Source organism: Brooklawnia cerclae, from assembly GCF_011758645.1.
In the GTDB taxonomy this organism is placed as follows: Bacteria; Actinomycetota; Actinomycetes; order Propionibacteriales; family Propionibacteriaceae; genus Brooklawnia; species Brooklawnia cerclae.
On record NZ_JAAMOZ010000001.1, the window covers coordinates 641,214 to 661,232 of the forward strand.

The window sequence follows — 20,019 nt, forward strand, 5'->3', positions numbered from 1 at the left end:
ATAGAACTAGAGCACCTGGGCGCACGCCAGGGTGAGATACCGATGGTCGTGGTAGAGCAGCGGGCTCGCCTCCGGGCCCGGTACGACGTCGAGCACCTCCGCGGCGATGAGCCGCGAGGCACCCACCTCGACGATCTCCAGGGGACGAGCACGCAGTGCCGCCGGAGCCGATGGCAGGTGGGGCTCACCTGTGGGCAGCCGCCGCCACCCCTGCTCCGGCACGAACCGCGGCCCGTCCGGACGCGCGAAGGCGTCCGCGATGTCCCTGTGCTGTTCGCCGAGCAGGTGGATGAGGAAAGTGCGAGCGTGGAGGATGCCTCCGGCTGAGCCGCCGTCCCGCATCACAGAGAACGACAGCGCCGGCGGATCGGTGCTCAGCGAGGCGATGCTGGACGCTGTGAGGCCCACCGGCCCGCGTTCGGTGGTCGCGGTGATGAGGCCCACCGCAGCCGGATGAGTGCGGAAGGCGGTTGTGAAGTCCTCGATGAGCCTGCTCATGTGGGTCGTGTTGTCCTGTCCTCGATCGTCGGCTGGAGAAGTCCTCGAAGCCGGGTGAGCCCGAGGCGAGCAGCCGCCGTCACGTCGGCGACATCGCCGGCTCCGTCTGCGGCACATGCCTGCGCACGTCCACGAGGCTGGAATGCTGGGGGTTGCCCTTCGCCAGCGGGGTGGGGCGCTGTGTGGTCAGCATGTTGATGTTTCCCCGGATGTCCGCGCCGCCGGGCCCGGGCCGGAACCACGCACCCTGCGCCAGCCCGACGACGCCCCGCGCGATGCGATCGGTCACCCGGGCACGCACGACGACGCGTCCTCGATCGTTGAAGACATCCACCTCGTCCTCGTCGGCGATGCCGAGGCTCTCGGCGTCCAGCGTGTGGATCCACAGCCGGTGGGGCTCGAAGCGCTCCAAGCGCTCACTCGTGTCGAGCGTGGAGTGGGTGCGCCGCTTGGTGTGCCAGCCGACGAGCTGAAACGGGTAGCTGGCTGTCCGCGGACCGTCCTGGGGGCCCTCGAAGCTCGGCACGTACTTGGGTATCGCCGGGATGTCAGCGGGCTGGTGGAGCTCGAAGAGTGCGGGCGAGAAGATCTCGATCCGGCCGGACGGCGTGGGGAACCGATGATGCTCGGGGTCGGTGATCTGGTCGCGGAAGGCGATGAAGGGTTCTCCGTCGGGGTACTTGAACAGCCCCGCCCGCCGGAACTCCTGGAACGGGGGAAGGTCGGGCTCCGCGGCCCTGGTCGCCTCGTAGGTCTCCTCCAGCCGGCCCACCAGGTTCTTCCCGCCGTGGGTGAACTCGTCGCGGAGGCCGAGCCGCTCAGCGAGGTCGGCGAGCCAGTCGTACTCGAAGCGTGCCTCGAACAGCGGTGCGACGGTGCGGTTGTTCGAGATGAGGTAGTCGCCGAACTGCCAGGGGGTGCCGATGTTGTCGGTCTCGAACAGCGAGGTGCCGGGCAGGACGATGTCGCTGAACAGCGCGCTCGGGGTCATGAACAGGTCGGAGGTGACGATGAACTCGCAGGCGGTCTCGTCCCTGAGGATCCGCGTCGTCTCGTTGACGTCGGAGTGCTGGTTGACCAGGGTGTTCCCGGCGAGGTTGATGATGAGCTTGATGTCGGCGTCGAGGTGATCGACGCCCTGGAGCCCGTCGTCCCGCCTGGTCATCGTGGTGCCGTCGGTGATCGCCTTCGTCCACAGGAAGACCGGGATCCGGCCCGGGTAGGGGTTCGGGACCAGGCCCACGTTCGCCGGTCTGGCGTGTGCCCGGATACCGCCGACGCCGGATGCGGCCCCGCCCGGTATGCCGATGTTGCCGGTGAGGCCCGGCAGCACACAGATGGAGCGCACCGTCTGCTCCCCGTTCCCGGTGCGTTGGGGCCCCAGCCCTTGCAGCAGTGCGGCGGGTTTCGTGGTGGCGTACAGCCTGGCCAGCCAGCGGATGGTCTCGGCGGGCACGCCGGTGATCGGCTCGGCCCACTGCGGCGTCTTGGCGATGCCGTCTCGTTTCCCGAACACGTAGCTCAGGTAGTCCTCTTCGTCCTCGTAGCCCTCGGGCATGTGGGCGGCGTCGAACCCGAGGCAGTGGGCGTCCATGAACTCCTGATCGTGGAGGCCCTCGCGGACGATGGTGTGGGCCATCGCGTCCACGAGCGCGCTGTCGGTCGTCGGCCTGATCGCGATCCAGTGATCGGCCAGTTCCTGAGCCGTGTCGCTGAGCCGGGGGTCGACGGCGACGATCATGGTGCCGTTGCGCTTGGCGCGGCGCAGCCAATCGGCGGTCTGTGTGCCGAAGCCCGTCTCGACGGGGTTGTGGCCCCACAGGACGATCAGCTTGGAGTTCACGAAGTCGTCCGGGCTGTTGCCGGTCATCCCGGTGCCGTAGGTGTACTTCGTCGCGTGGGCGGTGCAGGCGGAACTGTAGCTGTTGTAGGAGTCGAGGTAGCCGCCGTCGAGCGCGAGGAGCCCTTTGGCCATGACGTTTCCCCTGGCCACGGAGTTGATACCCGACGCATAGTGCACGAAGCGGGCGGTGGGGCCGTAGCGCTGCCTCACGCGGCGCAGCTGGAAGGCGATGGTGTCGAGGGCCTCGTCCCACGAGATCCGCTCGAACCTGCCGTCGCCGCGGGGGCCGACCCTCCTGAGCGGGTGGCGCAGTCGCTGACCCACCAGGAACGTGTTGTGGTACTCGAAGTCGATGGCGATGTTGCGCAGCGGCACGCCGTCGGTCGAGCGGTCGCCCGGGCCGATGCCCAGGACGCAACCGTTGCGCGTCTCGACGGCGATCGGGTTGCGGAATCCGCCGTTGCCCAGCCCACACGCCACGGTCGTCGTGGGTTCGTCGGACCATCCGGTCAGGGGGACGAAGCCCTCCGGGTCGGACGCGTCCGTATGGCCGCCGGCGATCGTCGTCCCGGACATCTCGGACGCGACAGCCTCCACGACGCCGGCGATCACCTGGGACAGGGCCTGGTAGGCCGGTGACGAGGCATGGTGGGCGAGCGCGGCGGCGAACAAAGAGGTGAAGGGGAGAAGATGGTCGCGGACGAAGGGCTCGGCCCCCGGATCGGTCATGTGCCGGGCGACGAACAGAGCTTCGAAGCCCCAGTGGTCACCGGGTTGCCGGTAGGCAGGATCCGGCGCGAGACCAAGGGCACCGTAGTCACGCAGGACTGTTTCGGTGCGATGAGAGAGCAGCCGCGGGGCGTCGTCCCCGTCGGTGAGATAGCACGACTCCCACAGTTCCAGGGAGGGGAACGACGTGCCGAAGAACAGTCGGTCGTGTTCGCGGCGGGCGGCCTGCTCGTCGTCCAGCAGCTCGCGGGCAGCCTGCTCGATCGTCACGGGACGCGAGGCCGGGCCGGCCAGGTCGAGCGAGTCCACCAGGGCGAGCCAGGTCTGGGGGTCGAAGGGACGAAGCGTGAGTCGCCCGAGAAGCCCGAGCGCGGTGGCCTGCGAGGGCATGATGTGGCGGGCTCCCGTCTGCCTCACAGCGCCGGGGCGTCGGCGAGGGCGGACGCCGCGTCCTTCCGATATGTCTGCAGGCGGTCGACGCGGACCGGCGGAGTCTTCTCGCCGGCGGTGACGGGAACGTCCAGCCGGTTGCCGGCAGGCGCGAGCGGGCAGGTCACGTAGTTGGTCACCGCGCAGGGGAAACTGATCGCCCGGTTGAAGTCGAGAGCGGTCAGCGAGGCGAGTGCGTCGGCCGACAGGTCGATGAACCGTCCGGCGCCGTAGGTCTCATGGCCGTTGGTGGCGTCGGTGAAGTGGACGATGCCCCGGACACGGCCGTCCGCGCCGACCTCGCCCGACACGTCGAACTCGTGGGGCTGTCCCGCGATGTCGGCCGTCAGAGTGCCGACGATCGTGCTGGTCTCCAGCACCCCGTGTTCGACGGTGGGCGCAAGGACGGGCACGCCGGGTGCGCTGTCGAAGCGCGCGGGCCGTACCCATGCGGGATCGAAGGGGAACACCGGCACGTCGGGGAGTTGTCTGCGGGCCGATTCCTTCGGATCCCGCACGCGGATCCCGTGGATCGCCTCACCGAGACTGTCGACGCGCGAGAGCACCTCGAGCCTGAGATCGCCCGCGAGAAGCCGGCTGCTGCGCCCCTGCCCCGCGTCCTGCCCGTGCTCGTCGAGGACGACCGTCGCCTCGGTGACGGGCTTCCCGTCGACCGTGATCGTCTCGGCGCCGTCGTCGGGCACGTAGGTGATGATGCCCTCCACCAGCACCCAGGAGCCGGGCACGTTCGCGATCCGTAGCGGGGTTCCCTCGTCGAGCCAGTCCAGGCTGACGAGCGACAACCAGCCGTACGGGCTGTTGAGCCGCCGTACTCGGGCCTCATGCCATTCCCGCCATTGCTGCTCGGTCGTGGTCATCGGCCCGCCTTCCTGAGGTGCCCGCCTGGTGCGGACATGTGTTGATGACGATTCTGCCCCCAAGCCGAGGTGAAACCGAGTTCTCCGGGAACCCGGTCCCGGACAGTGGGGGATGCGGGACGTCCCCCACCGTTCGCGCCAGGTCCCTGGGCACGAACGGCAGGGGAATCCCGGTTGGATCAGGGCCTTGCGCGGACGCCCGTCCTGGGCAGTTCGCCGTGGAGTCCCACAGTGCCCCTGGGTGAGATCCTGCGGCGTGGTCGACGCGGTCCTGATGCGATCCGGCGTACTGGTTCCCCCGAGCAGTACGTCTTCCCTGCGGCCCGGCCATTCGCCGGTGCCTTGTCGCGCACCGTGCGGTCCGGGTCGCGACCGCTTCCATCGTGCGGTCATTAGCACGGATGCGGAGGGTGATGCGGCGTTTTTCACCCTCGGTTTCACCCTCACGACCCGAGACGGGTCGGCGGTGGCGGCTGCTGTGGCGCGCCGATCCGGTCACAAGGCTCGGCAATTTGCTGCAGACAAGCGAGGACTATGCGTCAGAAGTCGTCGTCCACGTCCGGGTCGATGTCGTGCATGGACCGGCCCGTCAACGCGGCCAGCTGCTCCACGAGGGTGACGTGCACGAGGTCGCGCAGATCGGCCCGGTCGGAGGCGCGCCGCTCGAGGGGGCGCCGGAAGATCACGATGCGTCCCGGGTGATCGGGCGTCGCCTCCAGCGCTGCGGCCAGCGGCACCCGGTCGAGCGCGGCCCAGTCGAAACCGGAACTGGGGACGTCCTCCACACCGATGTCGACGCCCACGAGCGCTTCCGGGCAGGTCTCCATCAGCCGTTGGACCGATGCGGTCATACACTCGAGGAAATACTCGGCTGCCGTGCTGCGTCCGGGAAATCGCATGGGGTGTCCGGTGAACCGGTTCGGCAGTGCCAGCGGGCCGCGAACCCCGCGTCCATGGCGATCCCTGCGGTGCGGCATGCCCCAGACTCTAATGCGGTGGTCGAGACACGGTGACCGCAGCCGCTCCAAAGATGGGGTGGCCGAGGTTGGCGGATTAGCCTTTGGAGGGTGATGAACAGGTACTGCTCGCGTAGCGGGTGTTCCAATCGTGCGGCCGCGACGCTCACGTACGTGTACGCCGATTCGACCGCGGTGCTCGGCCCTCTGGCGATGCAGGCGACGCCGGGCTGCTACGACCTGTGCGCCACGCATGCCGCGTCGATGACCGCGCCACGCGGGTGGGAGGTCATCCGTCTGTCGGAGCCCGAACCCGGCCCGCCCGAACCGGACGAGGACGACCTGTTGGCCCTGGCGAACGCCGTGCGCGAGATCGGCTTCGCCGACGCTCCGCCGTCGACCCGGGGGCCCGATCCCGCGTCCGTGGTCGAACTCGGCCGTCGCGGGCACCTCCGGGTCATCGCGGACGCTGCCCGCGAACGCATCGACTAGGCTGGCCGGGTGACCCAGGCTGTTATTCAGGAGATCGACGGTCTCCTCCCCGGGCAGATCCGGATCGTCGCCTTTGATCTGGACGACACCCTCGCGCCGTCCAAGTCGCCGCTGTCGTCCCAGATGGCACGTGTGCTCGCCGACCTGCTCGCCGTGCGCTCCGTGTGCATCATCTCGGGCGGGCGCTTCGAGCAGTTCGCCACACAGGTGTTGCGGCGCCTTCCGGACGACGCCGACCTGTCCGAACTGCATCTGATGCCCACCTGCGGTACGCGCTATCTGCGCCATGTCGACGGTGAGTGGCAGCAGGTGTACGCGCACGACCTGCCGGACGACCGGAAGGCCGCCGCGATCGAGGCCCTTGAACGCCAGGCTCGCGCACTGGGGCTGTGGGAGCCGGACGATCGGGTCGCCGGGCCCCGCATCGAGGACCGCGGTTCCCAGATCACCTACTCCGCGCTGGGCCAGCGTGCCGCCGTGGACGACAAGAAGCGCTGGGACCCCGACGGTGGCAAGCGTGAACGGCTCCGGGCTGCTGTCGCCGCCGAACTGCCCGACCTCGAGGTACGCTCCGGCGGCTCGACCTCCATCGACATCACCGCCAAGGGCATCGACAAGGCCTACGGGATCGCCGCGCTGGCGAAGCAGACCGGAATCGGCCTCGACGAGATGCTGTTCGTCGGCGATCGCTTGATGCCCGGGGGAAACGACTACCCGGTGGCCGAGCTCGGCGTGCGCTGCCATGCGGTCGAAGGCCCCGAGCAGACCGTGGCCTTCCTGGGCCGGCTCATCCCGCTACTCGCACAGCACGACTGAGGAGGATCCATGAGCGACCAGGAGGGTGTCGACGAACTCGGCCTCACGAGCAAGTTCTTGGAGATCGCGGCCTGTCCGGCCTGCCACTCCGGCTTCGCCGTCGACTACGAGGCCTCCGAGCTGGTGTGTGTGAATGCCGAGTGCGGGCTCGCCTATCCGGTGACCGAAGGCATCCCCGTGCTGCTCGTCGACCAGGCCCGGCGTCCCGACTGAGGCAGGAGCGGCGATGATCCCCGAGTTCGACGACACGCGCCTGGACGATCCCGAGGTGCTCGCGTCCCACGACGAACAGCTCCGGCAACTCGCGGGCACGGGTGCGCGGATCCGTATCGAGGCCGCCGACGCCGATCTGGCGGCGGGGGCCACGGACGTCAAACCGCGCGGCGTGGTGGTGGTCGGCGCCGAGGCCCGGCTGGTGAGGGCGGTGCTGGAGCCCGTCTGCCCGGTGCCGCTGGTGGCCTGGTCGCTGCCGGGTCTGCCCGGCTGGGTGGGAGCCCTCGACCTGGTCGTCGTCCTGGCCAGCAGGCAGGACGACTCGTCGTCCGCGCTGTTGGCCACGGTCGCCCAGGCGGCCCGCCGGGGATGTCTGCTGCTCGTCGCCGCACCCGCCGGTTCGGCCGTGGCCGATGCCGCGTCGTCGCGCACCACGCTCCTCGTCCCCACCCGCACCGGGGACGTGATGGCCGCGGCGGTCGTGGTGTGCTCGTTGCTCAACCGGCTGGGGCTGGCCCCCGAGGTGAATCCCGAGCACGCCGCCGAGGCGGCCGACATGGTTGCCGAGGTGTCGAGTCCTCATCGCGACCTGTCGTCCAACCCCGCCAAGGACCTCGCCTGCGGGCTGGGGGACGCAGATCCGCTCGTGTGGGGCGGCAGCGTCCTGGCCGCCAGGGCCGCCCGCCGCATCGCGGAGGCGCTTCGCCTGCACTCGGGACGCCACGCGCTGTCCGCGGACGCGGGAGAGATGGCGCAGGTGATGCGGCACGTGCGACCGCGTGATCCCTTCGCTGACCCGTTCACCGACGACGTGCAGCGTCGCCCGGCGCTCGTGCTGCTGGACGATCAGACCAGCGACGTGGCGGCCGGGCAGACATCGGAGCTCAGGAGCCTCGCCGAGGCGAAGAGCGTGCGGGTGTGTGAACTCGAGGCCGGTTCCGGCACGGAGGTCGACCGCTACGTGACCCTGCTCATGCAGGGGCTCTACGGGGCCACCTACCTGGGCATCGGACTCGGCACGGACGAGGGAGCCCGCCCCTGAGCGGGTAGGCTTCCCGGCATGGATTTCCGCGTCGCTGACCTGGGCCTGGCCGATTTCGGCCGCCGGGAGATCACCCTTGCCGAACACGAGATGCCGGGCCTCATGGCCATGCGGGAGCGCTACGGGGCGTCCAAACCGCTGACCGGCGCGCGGATCAGCGGCTCCCTGCACATGACCGTCCAGACCGCGGTGCTCATCGAGACGCTGATCGCCCTCGGCGCCCAGGTGCGATGGGCGTCCTGCAACATCTACTCGACGCAGGACCATGCGGCCGCCGCGATCGCCGTCGGGCCCGACGGGTCACCGGACGACCCCCGGGGCGTCCCGGTGTTCGCCTGGAAGGGGGAGACCCTGCCCGAGTACTGGGAATGCACGACCGAGATCTTCCGCTGGCCGGGTGATGAGTTGCCCACGATGATCCTGGACGACGGCGGGGACGCGACCCTGCTGGTGCACAAGGGCGCCGAGTTCGGCGACGCCGTGCCGCAGGCGGGCCCCGGCGACTCCGCCGAGTACGGGGTGGTGCTCGACCGGCTGCGCGCGACCACCGACATCGACTGGGAGGCGATCGCGAGCAGCCTGCTCGGCGTCACCGAGGAGACCACGACGGGAGCCCACAGGCTGCACCAGATGGCCCGCGAGGGCACGCTGCGCTTCCCCGCGATCAACGTGAACGACTCGGTCACCAAGTCGAAGTTCGACAACAAGTACGGCTGCCGCCACTCGCTGATCGACGGCATCAACCGCGCGACCGACGTCCTCATCGGCGGCAAGACCGCGGTCGTCTGCGGCTACGGCGACGTCGGTAAGGGCTGCGCCGAGTCGCTGCGCGGCCAGGGGGCCCGGGTGCTGGTCACCGAGATCGACCCGATCTGCGCGCTCCAGGCCGCCATGGACGGCTTCCAGGTCGTCCGACTCGATGATGTGGTTGGCACCGCCGACATCTTCGTGACGGCGACCGGTTGCTGCGACGTCATCACGGCCGAGCAGGTGAGCCGGATGAAGCATCAGGCGATCATCGGCAACATCGGGCACTTCGACAACGAGATCGACATGGCCGGGTTGGCGGCGTGGCCGGGTGTGCGCTGCGAGGAGATCAAGCCTCAGGTCGACCTGTGGCGCTTCGAGGACGGGCATGGGGTGATCGTCCTGTCGGGCGGGCGCCTGCTGAACCTGGGGAACGCCACCGGCCACCCGAGCTTCGTCATGAGCAACTCCTTCACCAACCAGGTGCTGGCCCAGATCGAACTGTTCACCAACCACGACGCTTTTCCGGTGGGTGTGCACGTCCTGCCGAAGAGGCTGGACGAGCAGGTCGCGCGCCTGCATCTCGAGGCCCTCGGCGTGCACCTGTCGACGCTCACCGATCGACAGGCGGACTATCTGGGGGTGCCGGTCGACGGCCCGTACAAGGCCGACGATTATCGCTACTGAGGGTTCGGCGCTATCAAAACGATATGCGGTTGTAACGCGATTGTGACTCCGTGAATGCGGATCAAAGGCGGGCTGTCATCCGCTGATGCTTGAATGTCCGTCATGGACATCATCACCATCGCGGAGGCTGCCTCCCTTCTGGGCGTCAGCGACGACACGGTGCGGCGTCTCGTGGATGCGGGCACGTTGCCCCACAGCCGGGATACGAGTGGACGCAAGGTCATCCCCGGCGACGCGCTGGCGCACTATGCGGCCAGCAAGCCCGCAGCCCCGGACGAGACGTTCGGGGGCAGGGTCTCGGCCCGTAATCGCCTCGTCGGACTGGTGACCGAGGTGAAGGTCGACGAGGTCATGGGTCAGGTGGAACTACGCTGCGGGCCCTTCACCATCACCTCGCTCATCAGCGCCGACTCCGTCCGCGAAATGGGATTGGAGCCTGGCAGCGTCGCTGTCGCTGTCATCAAATCAACCAACGTCATTATCGAAACCCAGGAGGCCCCCCGATGAAACGCCTTGCCGCCGCCGCACTTCTCCTCACGCTTTCCCTGACAGCCTGCGGGCAGTCGGGTGATTCCTCCACAAGCAGTTCGTCGTCGGGTGCCTCCGCGTCGTCGAGCGCGGCCGGCGATCTCTCGGGCTCCATCACCGTCTACGCGGCGGCCTCTTTGCAGAAGACCTTCACCGAGTTGGGCGACGACCTCATGGCCGCGAACCCCGACCTCGACGTCGAGTTCGTCTTCGCCGGGTCGAGCGACCTCGTGTCACAGCTGCAGTCGGGAGCCCCCGGTGACGTCTTCGCCAGTGCGGACGAGAAGAACATGACCAAGGCCACCGACGCCGCCCTCATCGACGGCGACCCGGTTCCCTTCGTCACAAATCACCTGACCATCGTCACCGCCCCCGGCAACCCGCACGGCATCGCGAGCCTCGCCGATCTGGCCAACCCCGATCTCAAGGTGGTCATCTGCGCGGAACAGGTGCCGTGCGGGTCGGCGACCAAGTCGGTGACCGAGCTCGCGGGTGTCACCCTGACACCGGTCAGCGAGGAGAACGCGGTGACCGGCGTGCTGACCAAGGTCACCAGTGGTGAGGCGGACGCCGGCCTGGTCTACGGGACCGACGCGAAGGGTGCGGGTGACGAGGTCACGGCCGTCGATTTCGACGAGGCCGCCGAGGTGACCAACGTGTACCCGATCGGCCTGCTCAAGAGCACCACGAACGCCGAGGGCGCCCAGGCGTTCATCGACCTGGTGCTGTCCGAGGCCGGCAAGAGCGTCTTCGACGAGGCGGGCTTTGGCCCTGCGGAAGGCTGACACGCGGGCGGGGGTGCCGGGCTGGCTCGTCGCCCCCGCCGTCGTGGCGGCTGCGTTCATCCTGATTCCCATCGTCAGCTTGGTGCCCAGCGTCGACTGGGGCAACTTCGTGGGTCTGGTGACCTCGGAGTCGTCCCGGGCGGCGTTGGTCCTGAGCCTGGAGACCGCGTTGGCGACGACGATCCTGTGCCTGGTGGTCGGCGTTCCCCTGGCGGTCGTGCTCGCACGGCTCGAGTTCCGGGGACGCAGGGCGCTGCGGACCGCGGTACTGCTGCCCCTCGTCCTGCCGCCCGTGGTCGGCGGCATCGCGCTGCTCCAGGCATTCGGCCGTCGCGGCCTGCTCGGCCGCTATCTCGACCCGCTGGGCATCCAGATCGCCTTCACGACAGTCGCGGTCGTCATGTCGCAGATGTTCGTGTCGCTGCCGTTCCTGGTGATCAGCCTGGAGGGGGCGCTGCGATCGTCCGAACGTGATCTGGAGACGATGGCTGCGACGCTGGGGGCCAACCCGACCAGGGTTTTCACCCGCGTGGTGATGCCGTCGGTGGCCCCGTCGCTCGCGTCCGGGGCGGTGCTCGCGTTCGCGCGTGCGCTGGGGGAGTTCGGCGCCACGCTCACCTTCGCCGGCAGCCTTCAGGGCCGGACGAGGACGTTGCCGCTCGAGATCTATCTGCAACGCGAGGTCGACCCGGATGCCGCGGTGGCCTTGTCGTTGGTGCTCGTCGTGGTCGCCGCAGCGGTGGTGGCCTCCGTCTACGGTCGAGAGCTCAGCCGATGAGCGGATTGCGTGTCGCCGGCCGCGTCGACGAGCGTGACGTGGACGCCGAGCTGATCGTTCCGCAGGGACGCGTCTTGGCGGTGATCGGCCCGAATGGCGCCGGCAAGTCGACCATGCTTCAGGTCGCCTCTGGGCTCTTGTTGCCCGATGCCGGGCGCGTTGAACTGGACGGCAGGGTGCTGACCGATGTCGAAGCGGGAATCCAGGTGCCGGTGCACCGCAGGCGAATCGGCCTGCTCGCGCAGTCGGGTCTGCTGTTCCGGCACCTGTCTGTGCTCGACAATGTCGCTTTCGGCCCGCGCAGCCAGGGCGCGTCTCGTCACTCGGCCCGGACGACGGCCCTGGAATGGCTGGAGCGTGTCGGTGTCGCCGAGCTCGCGCCCCGGCCTTCCCGGGAACTGTCAGGAGGCCAGGCCCAGCGGGTCGCCCTGGCGCGAACCCTCGCGGCATCCCCTGACGCGCTGCTGCTGGACGAGCCGACATCGGCCCTCGACGTGCGTGTCGCTGCGGGGCTGCGCCAGGTGCTGACCGAGGCGACGCGCGGTCTGACGACGATCCTGGTGAGCCATGATCTGCTCGACATCGTCTCGCTCGCCGACGAGGTGGCCGTCATCGAGAACGGACGCGTCGTGGAGCAGGGCGAGACCGCTCGGGTGCTCGGACGCCCGACGTCGTCGTTCGCGGCCGGGCTGGCCGGGGTGAACCTCGTGCGGGGACGCCTGGACGGCACGGACGCGCTGATCGGCGAGGGGCTGCACATCCACGGGATTCCCGAGGACGAACCCGCCGGGGACGAAGTCCTCGCGGTCATCCGGCCGTCCTCGATCGTCGTCTCGCTGTCGCGCCCGGAGTCCAGCGCCCGCAACGTGTGGCAGGGCCAGGTCAACGTCCTGGAGCCGCTTCCGCACGGCATCCGGGTGCGTGCCGACGTGGGGCAACTCGAACTGGCCGCGGACATCACCACGGCGTCGGCTGCGGAACTGAAACTCGCGCCCGGCACGCGGGTGTGGCTGTCGGTGAAGGCTCAGGAAGTGGCGATCAGTGGTGTCTCGGCGCATTCGGCGCCGAGTTCCGGAGTCACAGCATCCGGCGCATGAGGACGCGGGGGAAGCCACCGGCGACCGCGCCGGTGGCCACCGCGAACGTGAACCCCGCTTTCTCGAACACACCCCTGGTGCCCACGAACGCCATGGTGAGATTCACCTTCTGGCCACCGTTGTCGACGGGGTAGCCCTCGACGGCGGGCGCGCCGTGTGCACGTGCGAACTCGACCGCCCCGGTGAGCAGGGGATGCGATATGCCCCTGCCGCGGTATCCCGGGCGCACCCGCATGCACCAGACCGACCACACGTCGCGGTCGTCGACGTGGGGGATCAGCCGCGAGCGGGCGATGGGTAGCTCCGCCCTCGGAGCCACCGCGGCCCACCCGACGACGTCATCGCCGTCGTATGCCAGCACGCCCGGGGGAACGGGTTGCCGGGTGAGATCCTCGACGTAGTCGCGGCGGTCGCGTCCACGCAGCGAGTTGTTCGTCCGGGAGTCGATACGGTGGCTGAGGCACCAGCAGACCGTCGCGTCCGGTCGCTTGGGGCCGAGCATCGTCTCGACGTCGGGAAACCGGTCGTGGTCGGCCGGCCGCACCTCGATCGCCATCGATGTCTCCCTCGTCGGGGCGGTCCTACTTGTCGGAGCCCTTGTCCTTGCCGGGCTTCATCGACTCCCAGATCTCCTTGCAGGTCGGGCAGACCGGGTACTTGTCGGGGTTGCGGTGCGGCACCCACACCTTGCCGCACAGGGCGACGACCGGGGTGCCCATCACGAGGGCCTCGGTGAGCTTGGCCTTCGGCACGTAGTGGCTGAAGCGCTCCTCGTCACCTTCCTCGTAGCGCTCTTCCGTGCGCTCGCGAGTGATCGTCTGCGAACCAGGGGCCAACTGCGTCATGCACCAAGTGTGACACGCCCACATGGCTTGGTGGCAGAGGCTTCGCTCTGGGCGATGCCCCCGCCACCACACCGTCCACGGTCAGCGGTTGTACGCGGGCATCGAACCCTTGAGCGGATCGGTCGCGGCACTCACTGCCCGGACGAGATCGTCGGGTAGCGGACCTTTCCCGATGGAGGCGATGTTGGACATCACGTGTTCCACCTTGTCGCCTCCGAGGAGGAGGGAACCGACACCTGGCTGGGAAACGAGCCAGCGCAGTCCGAGCTCCGGCAGCGGTGTTCCCGCCTCGTCCGCGATGGCGGCGATGCGGTCGACAGAGCCGAGCACTTCGGGAGTCCAGTACCGCTTCCGATACATGTCGGCCAGGACCGAACCGGAGAAGCGGGTCGGTGCGCCGGAGCTGGACGGGGGCGCGACCAACAGGCCTCCGGCCAGCGGGTTGTAGCACATGGTGACGATGTCGTGGGCCGAGGCGAACTCGAGCCATTCGTCCTCGAGCCGCCGAGCGACGAGGTTGTAGACGTTCTGACCGATGATCGGGCGTGGGGCTCCGAACTCGCGCGCCAGATATTCGATGTCGGCCACCTGCCAGGCGGCGAAGTTGGAGACGCCGAGTGCTTTGAACTTCCCCTCCCGGTGCAGTTGGGCGATCGTCTCCATCGTCCTGGTCAGCGGTGTCCGGCGGTCGGGCTGGTGCAGGTAGTAGATGTCGACGTAGTCGACTCCGAGCCTGCGTAGCGATCCGTCCAGGCAGGCGCGTATCGACTCCGGGGCGAGCGGGGGCCTGCCCTGATCGTCCGGGTGCGGCATGCCGACCTTGGTGGCCAGGACGATCTCGGAGCGGTGTGCGGACACCAGCGGGGCGATGATCTCCTCGGTGGTTCCTTTGGCGTAGCCGTTTGCGCAATCCACGCCGGTCACGCCGGCCTCCAGTGCGGCTTCGAAGATCTGTGCGGCCGTGGTGGCATCGGCCGTGTCGCCGAAGGACATCGTGCCCAGCACCAGCCGTGACAGGGGGACATCGACGTCGGCGATGACGATCGGTTCATTCAGCATTGTGTTCTTCCTCCTTGCCCACATGGTTCCAGACATGCGCATTGTGCGCAACAATTGGCATGAATTGCGCGAATCTGGCATAGTTGAGGCAGTGGTCGCGCTGTTGGGATCGCGCCGACAGGGGGTGGAGCATGAGCGTCGGACACAGGGATGTGGTGGTCATCGCGGACGACTTGTCCGGTGCCTGCGAGGCTGCAGCGGCGCTCGGGGGCTTGCCGGTCCATGTGGACGCAGGCATGGGCGGTCGCGCGCCGAGCCGGGCTGTGAGTCTCGGATCTCGCGAACTGCCTGCCGGTGTGCATCTCGCGAGGTTACGAGCCGAGCTCGATCGTGTCGACGACGAGGCGATCGTCTTCGTCAAGACCGACTCGATCCTTCGTGGCCCGCTGGTGCCGACACTGTCGCTGCTCGTCGGGACGGGGCGACCGGTCCTCTACTCACCTTCGCTGCCAGAACAGGGGCGCCGGATCGTCTCCGGGGTGCTCCAGGTGGACGGCATCCCGCTCCACGAGACCGGTCTGTGGGCTCGTGAACGCGACAAGGTGCCGCGTTCCGTCGACGATCTCCTCGCGCAGGTTCCGCATCGGATCGTCGACGGCCCGCTCCGCCAGGACGCGCTGGTGCCCGGCATGGTGACGGTGTGCGAACTGACCGACAACGAGCGTCCCGAAGACGCGGCTGCCATGGCCGTGGAGCGCGGTGCGATCCTGGTCGGCGCCTCAGCATTGTGCCGGGCTTTGGTGCCTTTTCGGCGTCCTTACCAGAAGCCGCTCGTCGCGGTCGGAGGTCCACCGGGGGTGACCGTGGTCGTCGGCAGTGCGGCGCTGTCCGCTCGTAGGCAGGTGAGTCGGCTCGCGGACGATCGGCGAGCCGGGTTGTACGTCCTCGGGTTCGGAGACGCGGAGCCGCCGAAGCGCCCGGTCGGGACGGGGATCGTGGTCGTGACGCTGGACGCGGGCGACCCTGTTGCCGGTCGCGAGCTTGACCCGCGCATCGGCACCACGCTGCTGGAGCAGTTGTGCCGGTGGTTGGGTGACGACGCCTCCGATCTGGTGATCATCGGAGGCGAGACGGCCGCGGCGGTCCTGGCGAGTCTGCGTGTGCGACGGCTCGACGTCATTCGCGAGATCGAGCCGGGAGCGGTCCTGAGCGTTGCCGGCGAACGGTTGGTCGTCACTCGTCCCGGCTCTTTCGGAGGCGATGCCTCGCTTGTTCATCTGGTCGATGCCCTGGATTCGGCCAGGTCCTCGGTAGCGAAAGGAAACAACCATGTCTGATGAATTGCCAGCGCTCCCTGTCGTCGCCGTGACGATGGGGGACGGGGCCGGCGTGGGCCCCGAGGTCGTCGTCGCCGCCGTGACGCGGCCGGAGGTCCTCGGGATGTGCGTGCCCGTGGTCATCGGCGACGCCGGACGCCTGGAGAAGGCTGCCGGGATCATGGGGGTCGACGCGACGATCCAGCGGGTCGAGCGTGTCAGCGAGGCCGTCAACGCTCCTGGGCGCATCAATGTGATCGACCTCGGGCTGCTGCCCGGTGATCTGCCCTGGGGCCAGCTCAGTGCTGTCGCCGGGGACGCGGCGTTCCAGTACGTCCGGGTGGCCGCCGATCTCGCGGTCAAGGGAGAGGTGGACGCGATCTGCACCGCGCCGCTCAACAAAGAGGCACTCCACATGGGTGGGCATCCGTATCCCGGGCATACGGAGATGCTCGCCGACCTCACGGGTACCCCCGAGGTGTCGATGATGCTCACAACTTCCAAACTGCGCGTCATCCACGTGACCACACACATCGGTCTGGTGGATGCGGTGGCCAGGATCGAGCCGGGACTGGTCGAGCGCGTCATCCGCCGGGGGAACGAGGCGCTGGTCCGAGCGGGCATCGACCATCCTCATATCGGGGTGTGTGCCATCAATCCGCACGCGGGGGAGGGCGGGCTCTTCGGTCATGGGGAGGAGGAGTCGAAGATCGTCCCGGCCATCGAGGTCGTGCGCGCCGCAGGGTTGGACGTCGACGGCCCGCTGCCTGCGGACACCGCGTTCTACCTCGCCGGGCGCGGCGACTACGACCTCATCGTGGCCATGTATCACGACCAGGGGCATGCTCCCGTCAAGGTGCTGGGCATCGAGGACGGTGTGAACGTGACTGTCGGACTCCCGGTGATCCGTACCTCGGTGGACCACGGAACCGCTTTCGACATCGCGGGAAAGGGCGTTGTCAGGTTCGAGAGCATGGTTGAGGCTCTTCGTCAGGCGGTGTCGCTCGCGCGTCGCCGGTGAGCCGCCCCGTAGATTGGTCGGGGTTCGGAAGGAGCACACCATGAGGGCCGCGCAACGCCGGGAAGAGATACTCCACCTCGCGAAGTCGGGTGGCCCTACGAGTGTGGACGATCTGGCGGTGTTCTTCGACGTGACGGCGTCCACGATTCGTCGCGACCTGGCCAGGCTCAGTGCTGAGGGACAGTTGGCGAGGACGTACGGCGGGGCGATGGCCGTGCATCCGCGGGAACAGCCTCTGGATGAGCGCGCCCAGGAGTCCCATGCAGCGAAGGTCGCCATCGGGAAGTGGGCTGCCACCGCCGTGCAGGAGGAGGACAGCGTCTTGCTGGACGCGGGCACGACGACCGCTGAACTCGCCCGCGCCCTCAGGAGTCATCGGCGGCTGACCGTGGCCACGACCGGTCTGACGCCGCTGGCGGCCATCTCGGGTGTCGAAGGCATCGAGGTGATCTGCCTCGGCGGTCAGTTGCGCGAAATGAGCCAGGGCTTCGTCGGGCCGCTCACCGAGGCGGCGCTCGAGACGATGACCTTCGACGTGGTCTTCCTGGGGGCCGACGGCGTCACGCCCGAGCGCGGGATCTGTGAGGCGAGCCTGGTGCAGACCCGACTCAAGGAACTGATGTGGAGGAGCAGCACGCGAACGTATGTGCTTGCCGACTCAGGAAAGCTCGGCCAGGAGCCGTTCCACGCATGGGTACGGATGCCTCGTCGGTGGACGCTCGTCACCGACGACGGGGCTTCTGATGCGCAGGTGGGAGCATTCGCCCGGCGAGGCGTCGAGGTCGTCGTGGTTGGCCCCGCCGGTGATCAGGTGAACTGAAATACTGCGCGCTGCGCGCAGCTGTGCCGCGTTGTCGGGCCAACTATTGCGCAAATAATGCACATGGTGTGTAATGGTGCGTGCATCGCGCAAGGATGCCTGATGGAAGGACTCAATGATGAGTACGACGACGGTCAGTCCCGTGTCCACACAACAGCCAACAGACTTGTACGCACTCGATCCGGCTGAGGCGAAGACCGCTCCGGTCACCATGAAGGAGCGCTGGCGTTTCCTCGGGCCCGGCATGATCATGTCTGCCGCCGTCATCGGGTCGGGGGAACTGATCACGACCACGACCATGGGCGCCCGGGTGGGCTTCGCCCTCCTGTGGCTCATCGTCGTGTCCACCCTGGTCAAGGTCTGGGTGCAGATGGAACTGGCCACCTACACCATTCTCAACGGCGTTCCGGCCATGCAGGCATACGCCCGGGTGCCCTTCAGAATCGGCAAGGCGAGTTGGATCAACGTGCTGTGGATCCTCATGGACTTCGCCAAGATGTTCCAGCGCGGCGGCATCATCGGCGGAACTGTCTCTGCGTTCTCGATCATGCTTCCGGTCGTCGGCGAGCCGCTCGGCCATAGTTCCCTGGTGTTCTGGACGATCGTTATCCTGGTGGTTACCGTCACCCTGAATGTCCTGAACAAGTACAAGCTGCTGGAGAACGTGGCCTTCTGGATGGTGGTTGTCTTCACCTTGACAACGGTCGGGCTGGCCGCCTCCCTGTCGGCGACGAAGTTCGCCTTCGGAATCGGCGATATCGCAGGCGGGTTCAGTTTCGACATCCCCGCGGGTGCCGTGGGAATCGCGGTCGCAGTCTTCGGCCTGACGGGCGTGGGCGCCGACGAGATGACCACGTACACCTATTGGTGCATGGAGAAGGGATATGCGCGGTGGACAGGCCCTGACGACGGCTCGGAGGAGCGCGCGAAGCGCGCGGAGGGCTGGATCAAGGTCATGCGGCTGGACATCCTGGTGTCGTGGGTGATCTGCACGCTGTGCACCTTGTCCTTCTACACGATGGGTGCTGCGGTCCTGCATCCCCAGGGGCTCAACCCGAGCGGCAACGACGTCATCCTCACTCTCTCCCACATGTACAGTGACGTGCTCGGACCGGCCGGCTACTACATCTTCCTCGTCGGCGCCATCGGTGTCCTGTGGTCGACGTTCATCGCGTCGACCGCATCGGTCCCGCGGCTGTGGGCGAACAACCTGGCGACCTTCGGGGTGTTTCATTGGCACAATGTCGGATTCCGGGTGAAGCTGATCCGGATATTCACTATCGTCATGCCGATCATCTGGGCGTCGACCTATCTGGGCCTCAAGGCTCCGGTCGCCATGGTCATGGTCGGCGGCATCGGCGGCGCGGTGTTCCTCGCGGCGGTGGTCGTCGCGGTCTGGTACCTGCGTACGACGGGGGTGCCGAAGCGGTTCAAGTCGAACCGGTTCCTCAACGCCATGCTGATCATCAGTTCCACGGCAATCGCTGCCTTGTCGGTGATCTCGCTGCTCGAAGCTTTCGGGATCTCGGTGGCATGACGATGTACGAGGTGCTAATCCTTTCACCGAGTTTCAGCCAATGGTCCGATCGTCCGCTGCGGACTCTCAGAGAAGCGGGGGTCAGCGTGCGATACCCCGAAGCGTCCTCACCGCTCTCGTCGCGGCAGGTGCGCGAGGAACTCGGGGGCGCGGACGCCGTCATCGTCGCTCTGGATGAGTTGGACGCCGCCGCCATCTCCGCAGGACGGAATCTGAAGGTCATCGCCAAGCACGGGGTCGGAGTCGACAACATCGATGTCGGCAGAGCGGCGCTGGGCGGGATCACGGTCGTGAACGCCCCGGGCATGAACAGCACGGCTGTGGCGGACCTCGTCATGGGTCTCCTGCTCGCCCTTCAACGGAAGATCGTCGACGCCCACAACTCCTTGCTGGAGGGCCGATGGGAGAGATTCCATGGCCCGGAACTGGTCGACCGGACGATGGCGATCCTGGGATTCGGCCGCATAGGCCATGAGGTGGCGAAACGAGCCCACGGGTTCGGTATGAGGGTGATCGCCTACGATCCGTTTCTTGCACCGGCGGAGTTCGAGCGTGCAGGCGTCGAGCGCTGTGAGGAAATCGATGCCGCTCTCGCCGAGGCGGATGTGGTCACGCTTCACCTGCCCAGTACGGGCACCGGCCCCTTGCTCGGCGGCGAGGCCATCGGGAGGATGAAACCCGGGGCGGTGCTCGTGAATGCCGCCAGGGGTGATCTGGTCGACGAGGACGCGGTTGTGGCCGCGTTGCGCGACGGCGCACTCGCCGGATACGCGGCGGACGCTTTCGCCGTCGAACCCCCAGTGGGTCGCCCGCTGCTGACGGCGCCCAATGTCGTGTTCACGCCGCACATAGGTGCGTTCACCGACCACGCGAACGAACTCATGGGCATGTCCGTGGTCGAGGACATCCTGGCTGTCTTGTCGGGACGGGCGCCCCGGCATCCGGTGATCATCAAGGACTGAG

General features: G+C 67.9%; 21 protein-coding genes. 14 read left to right on the forward strand and 7 right to left on the reverse strand.

Annotation, left to right across the window (positions count from 1 at the left end; all coding sequences use genetic code 11):
• Nucleotides 1–6 precede the first annotated feature (6 nt).
• The 4 genes from FB473_RS03155 to FB473_RS03170 form a co-directional block, all read right to left on the reverse strand.
• The gene (locus FB473_RS03155) at nt 7–498 is read right to left on the reverse strand and encodes a flavin reductase family protein (RefSeq protein ID WP_167164756.1); all 492 of its coding nucleotides are present in this window, start codon (nt 496–498) and stop codon (nt 7–9) included.
• A gap of 79 nt (nt 499–577) precedes the next feature.
• Nucleotides 578–3,460: a DMSO/selenate family reductase complex A subunit gene (locus tag FB473_RS03160; protein ID WP_167164758.1), complete on the reverse strand. Its 2,883-nt coding sequence runs from the start codon at nt 3,458–3,460 to the stop codon at nt 578–580.
• A gap of 23 nt (nt 3,461–3,483) precedes the next feature.
• Nucleotides 3,484–4,377, reverse strand: a complete 894-nt coding sequence (locus FB473_RS03165; protein ID WP_167164759.1) for a DUF1684 domain-containing protein — start codon at nt 4,375–4,377, stop codon at nt 3,484–3,486.
• A gap of 539 nt (nt 4,378–4,916) precedes the next feature.
• Nucleotides 4,917–5,354: a metallopeptidase family protein gene (locus FB473_RS03170; RefSeq protein WP_167164761.1), complete on the reverse strand. Its 438-nt coding sequence runs from the start codon at nt 5,352–5,354 to the stop codon at nt 4,917–4,919.
• 153 nt (nt 5,355–5,507) lie between these two features.
• Between FB473_RS03170 and FB473_RS03175 the strand changes: the two genes are divergently transcribed.
• The 9 genes from FB473_RS03175 to FB473_RS03215 all read left to right on the forward strand — a co-directional run bounded on the left by FB473_RS03175 (nt 5,508) and on the right by FB473_RS03215 (nt 12,518).
• The gene (locus FB473_RS03175; protein WP_376837277.1) at nt 5,508–5,825 is read left to right on the forward strand and encodes a DUF3499 family protein; all 318 of its coding nucleotides are present in this window, start codon (nt 5,508–5,510) and stop codon (nt 5,823–5,825) included.
• 9 nt (nt 5,826–5,834) lie between these two features.
• Nucleotides 5,835–6,641: an HAD-IIB family hydrolase gene (locus FB473_RS03180; RefSeq protein ID WP_341770013.1), complete on the forward strand. Its 807-nt coding sequence runs from the start codon at nt 5,835–5,837 to the stop codon at nt 6,639–6,641.
• A gap of 9 nt (nt 6,642–6,650) precedes the next feature.
• Complete coding sequence (locus FB473_RS03185; RefSeq protein ID WP_167164763.1) at nt 6,651–6,854, forward strand: Trm112 family protein; 204 nt, start codon at nt 6,651–6,653, stop codon at nt 6,852–6,854.
• A gap of 13 nt (nt 6,855–6,867) precedes the next feature.
• Nucleotides 6,868–7,896: an SIS domain-containing protein gene (locus FB473_RS03190; RefSeq protein ID WP_167164765.1), complete on the forward strand. Its 1,029-nt coding sequence runs from the start codon at nt 6,868–6,870 to the stop codon at nt 7,894–7,896.
• An 18-nt stretch (nt 7,897–7,914) separates the two neighbouring features.
• Nucleotides 7,915–9,330, forward strand: coding sequence for an adenosylhomocysteinase (ahcY, locus tag FB473_RS03195; protein WP_167164767.1), 1,416 nt, complete (start codon nt 7,915–7,917; stop codon nt 9,328–9,330).
• Nucleotides 9,331–9,432: 102 nt separating this feature from the next.
• Nucleotides 9,433–9,837: a TOBE domain-containing protein gene (locus FB473_RS03200; RefSeq protein ID WP_167164769.1), complete on the forward strand. Its 405-nt coding sequence runs from the start codon at nt 9,433–9,435 to the stop codon at nt 9,835–9,837.
• Nucleotides 9,834–10,643, forward strand: a complete 810-nt coding sequence (gene modA, locus FB473_RS03205; RefSeq protein ID WP_167164770.1) for a molybdate ABC transporter substrate-binding protein — start codon at nt 9,834–9,836, stop codon at nt 10,641–10,643. The genes FB473_RS03200 and modA overlap by 4 nt, the downstream gene beginning before the upstream one ends.
• Entirely contained in the window at nt 10,624–11,421 is a 798-nt protein-coding gene (locus FB473_RS03210) for an ABC transporter permease (RefSeq protein ID WP_167164772.1), read from the forward strand. Before modA ends, FB473_RS03210 begins: the two co-directional genes overlap by 20 nt.
• Nucleotides 11,418–12,518 (forward strand): sulfate/molybdate ABC transporter ATP-binding protein, encoded by a 1,101-nt coding sequence (locus FB473_RS03215; RefSeq protein WP_167164774.1) that lies wholly within the window; start codon nt 11,418–11,420, stop codon nt 12,516–12,518. Before FB473_RS03210 ends, FB473_RS03215 begins: the two co-directional genes overlap by 4 nt.
• Here FB473_RS03215 and FB473_RS03220 read toward each other — a convergent pair.
• The 3 genes from FB473_RS03220 to FB473_RS03230 all read right to left on the reverse strand — a co-directional run bounded on the left by FB473_RS03220 (nt 12,499) and on the right by FB473_RS03230 (nt 14,422).
• Nucleotides 12,499–13,074 carry a GNAT family N-acetyltransferase gene (locus FB473_RS03220; RefSeq protein ID WP_167164776.1) on the reverse strand — a complete coding sequence of 192 codons (576 nt, stop codon included), beginning with the start codon at nt 13,072–13,074 and terminating at the stop codon, nt 12,499–12,501. The genes FB473_RS03215 and FB473_RS03220 overlap by 20 nt on opposite strands.
• A 25-nt stretch (nt 13,075–13,099) precedes the next feature.
• Nucleotides 13,100–13,363, reverse strand: coding sequence for a DUF3039 domain-containing protein (locus FB473_RS03225; RefSeq protein WP_167164779.1), 264 nt, complete (start codon nt 13,361–13,363; stop codon nt 13,100–13,102).
• An 81-nt stretch (nt 13,364–13,444) separates the two neighbouring features.
• The gene (locus FB473_RS03230; RefSeq protein WP_167164781.1) at nt 13,445–14,422 is read right to left on the reverse strand and encodes an aldo/keto reductase; all 978 of its coding nucleotides are present in this window, start codon (nt 14,420–14,422) and stop codon (nt 13,445–13,447) included.
• 131 nt (nt 14,423–14,553) lie between these two features.
• Here FB473_RS03230 and FB473_RS03235 point away from each other — a divergent pair, with 131 nt between their 5' ends.
• The 5 genes from FB473_RS03235 (at nt 14,554) to FB473_RS03255 (ending at nt 20,018) form a co-directional block, all read left to right on the forward strand.
• On the forward strand, nt 14,554–15,699 hold the full coding sequence (locus tag FB473_RS03235) for a nucleotide-binding domain containing protein (protein WP_167164783.1): 1,146 nt from the start codon (nt 14,554–14,556) through the stop codon (nt 15,697–15,699).
• Nucleotides 15,692–16,699 carry a 4-hydroxythreonine-4-phosphate dehydrogenase PdxA gene (gene pdxA, locus FB473_RS03240; RefSeq protein ID WP_167164784.1) on the forward strand — a complete coding sequence of 336 codons (1,008 nt, stop codon included), beginning with the start codon at nt 15,692–15,694 and terminating at the stop codon, nt 16,697–16,699. Before FB473_RS03235 ends, pdxA begins: the two co-directional genes overlap by 8 nt.
• Before the next feature lie 40 nt (nt 16,700–16,739).
• Complete coding sequence (locus FB473_RS03245) at nt 16,740–17,519, forward strand: DeoR/GlpR family DNA-binding transcription regulator (RefSeq protein ID WP_167164786.1); 780 nt, start codon at nt 16,740–16,742, stop codon at nt 17,517–17,519.
• A gap of 118 nt (nt 17,520–17,637) precedes the next feature.
• A complete protein-coding gene (locus tag FB473_RS03250) occupies nt 17,638–19,056 on the forward strand; it encodes an Nramp family divalent metal transporter (protein ID WP_167164788.1) in 1,419 nt (472 codons plus the stop codon).
• A gap of 2 nt (nt 19,057–19,058) precedes the next feature.
• The gene (locus tag FB473_RS03255) at nt 19,059–20,018 is read left to right on the forward strand and encodes a phosphoglycerate dehydrogenase (protein WP_243863707.1); all 960 of its coding nucleotides are present in this window, start codon (nt 19,059–19,061) and stop codon (nt 20,016–20,018) included.
• Nucleotide 20,019: the final 1 nt, after the last annotated feature.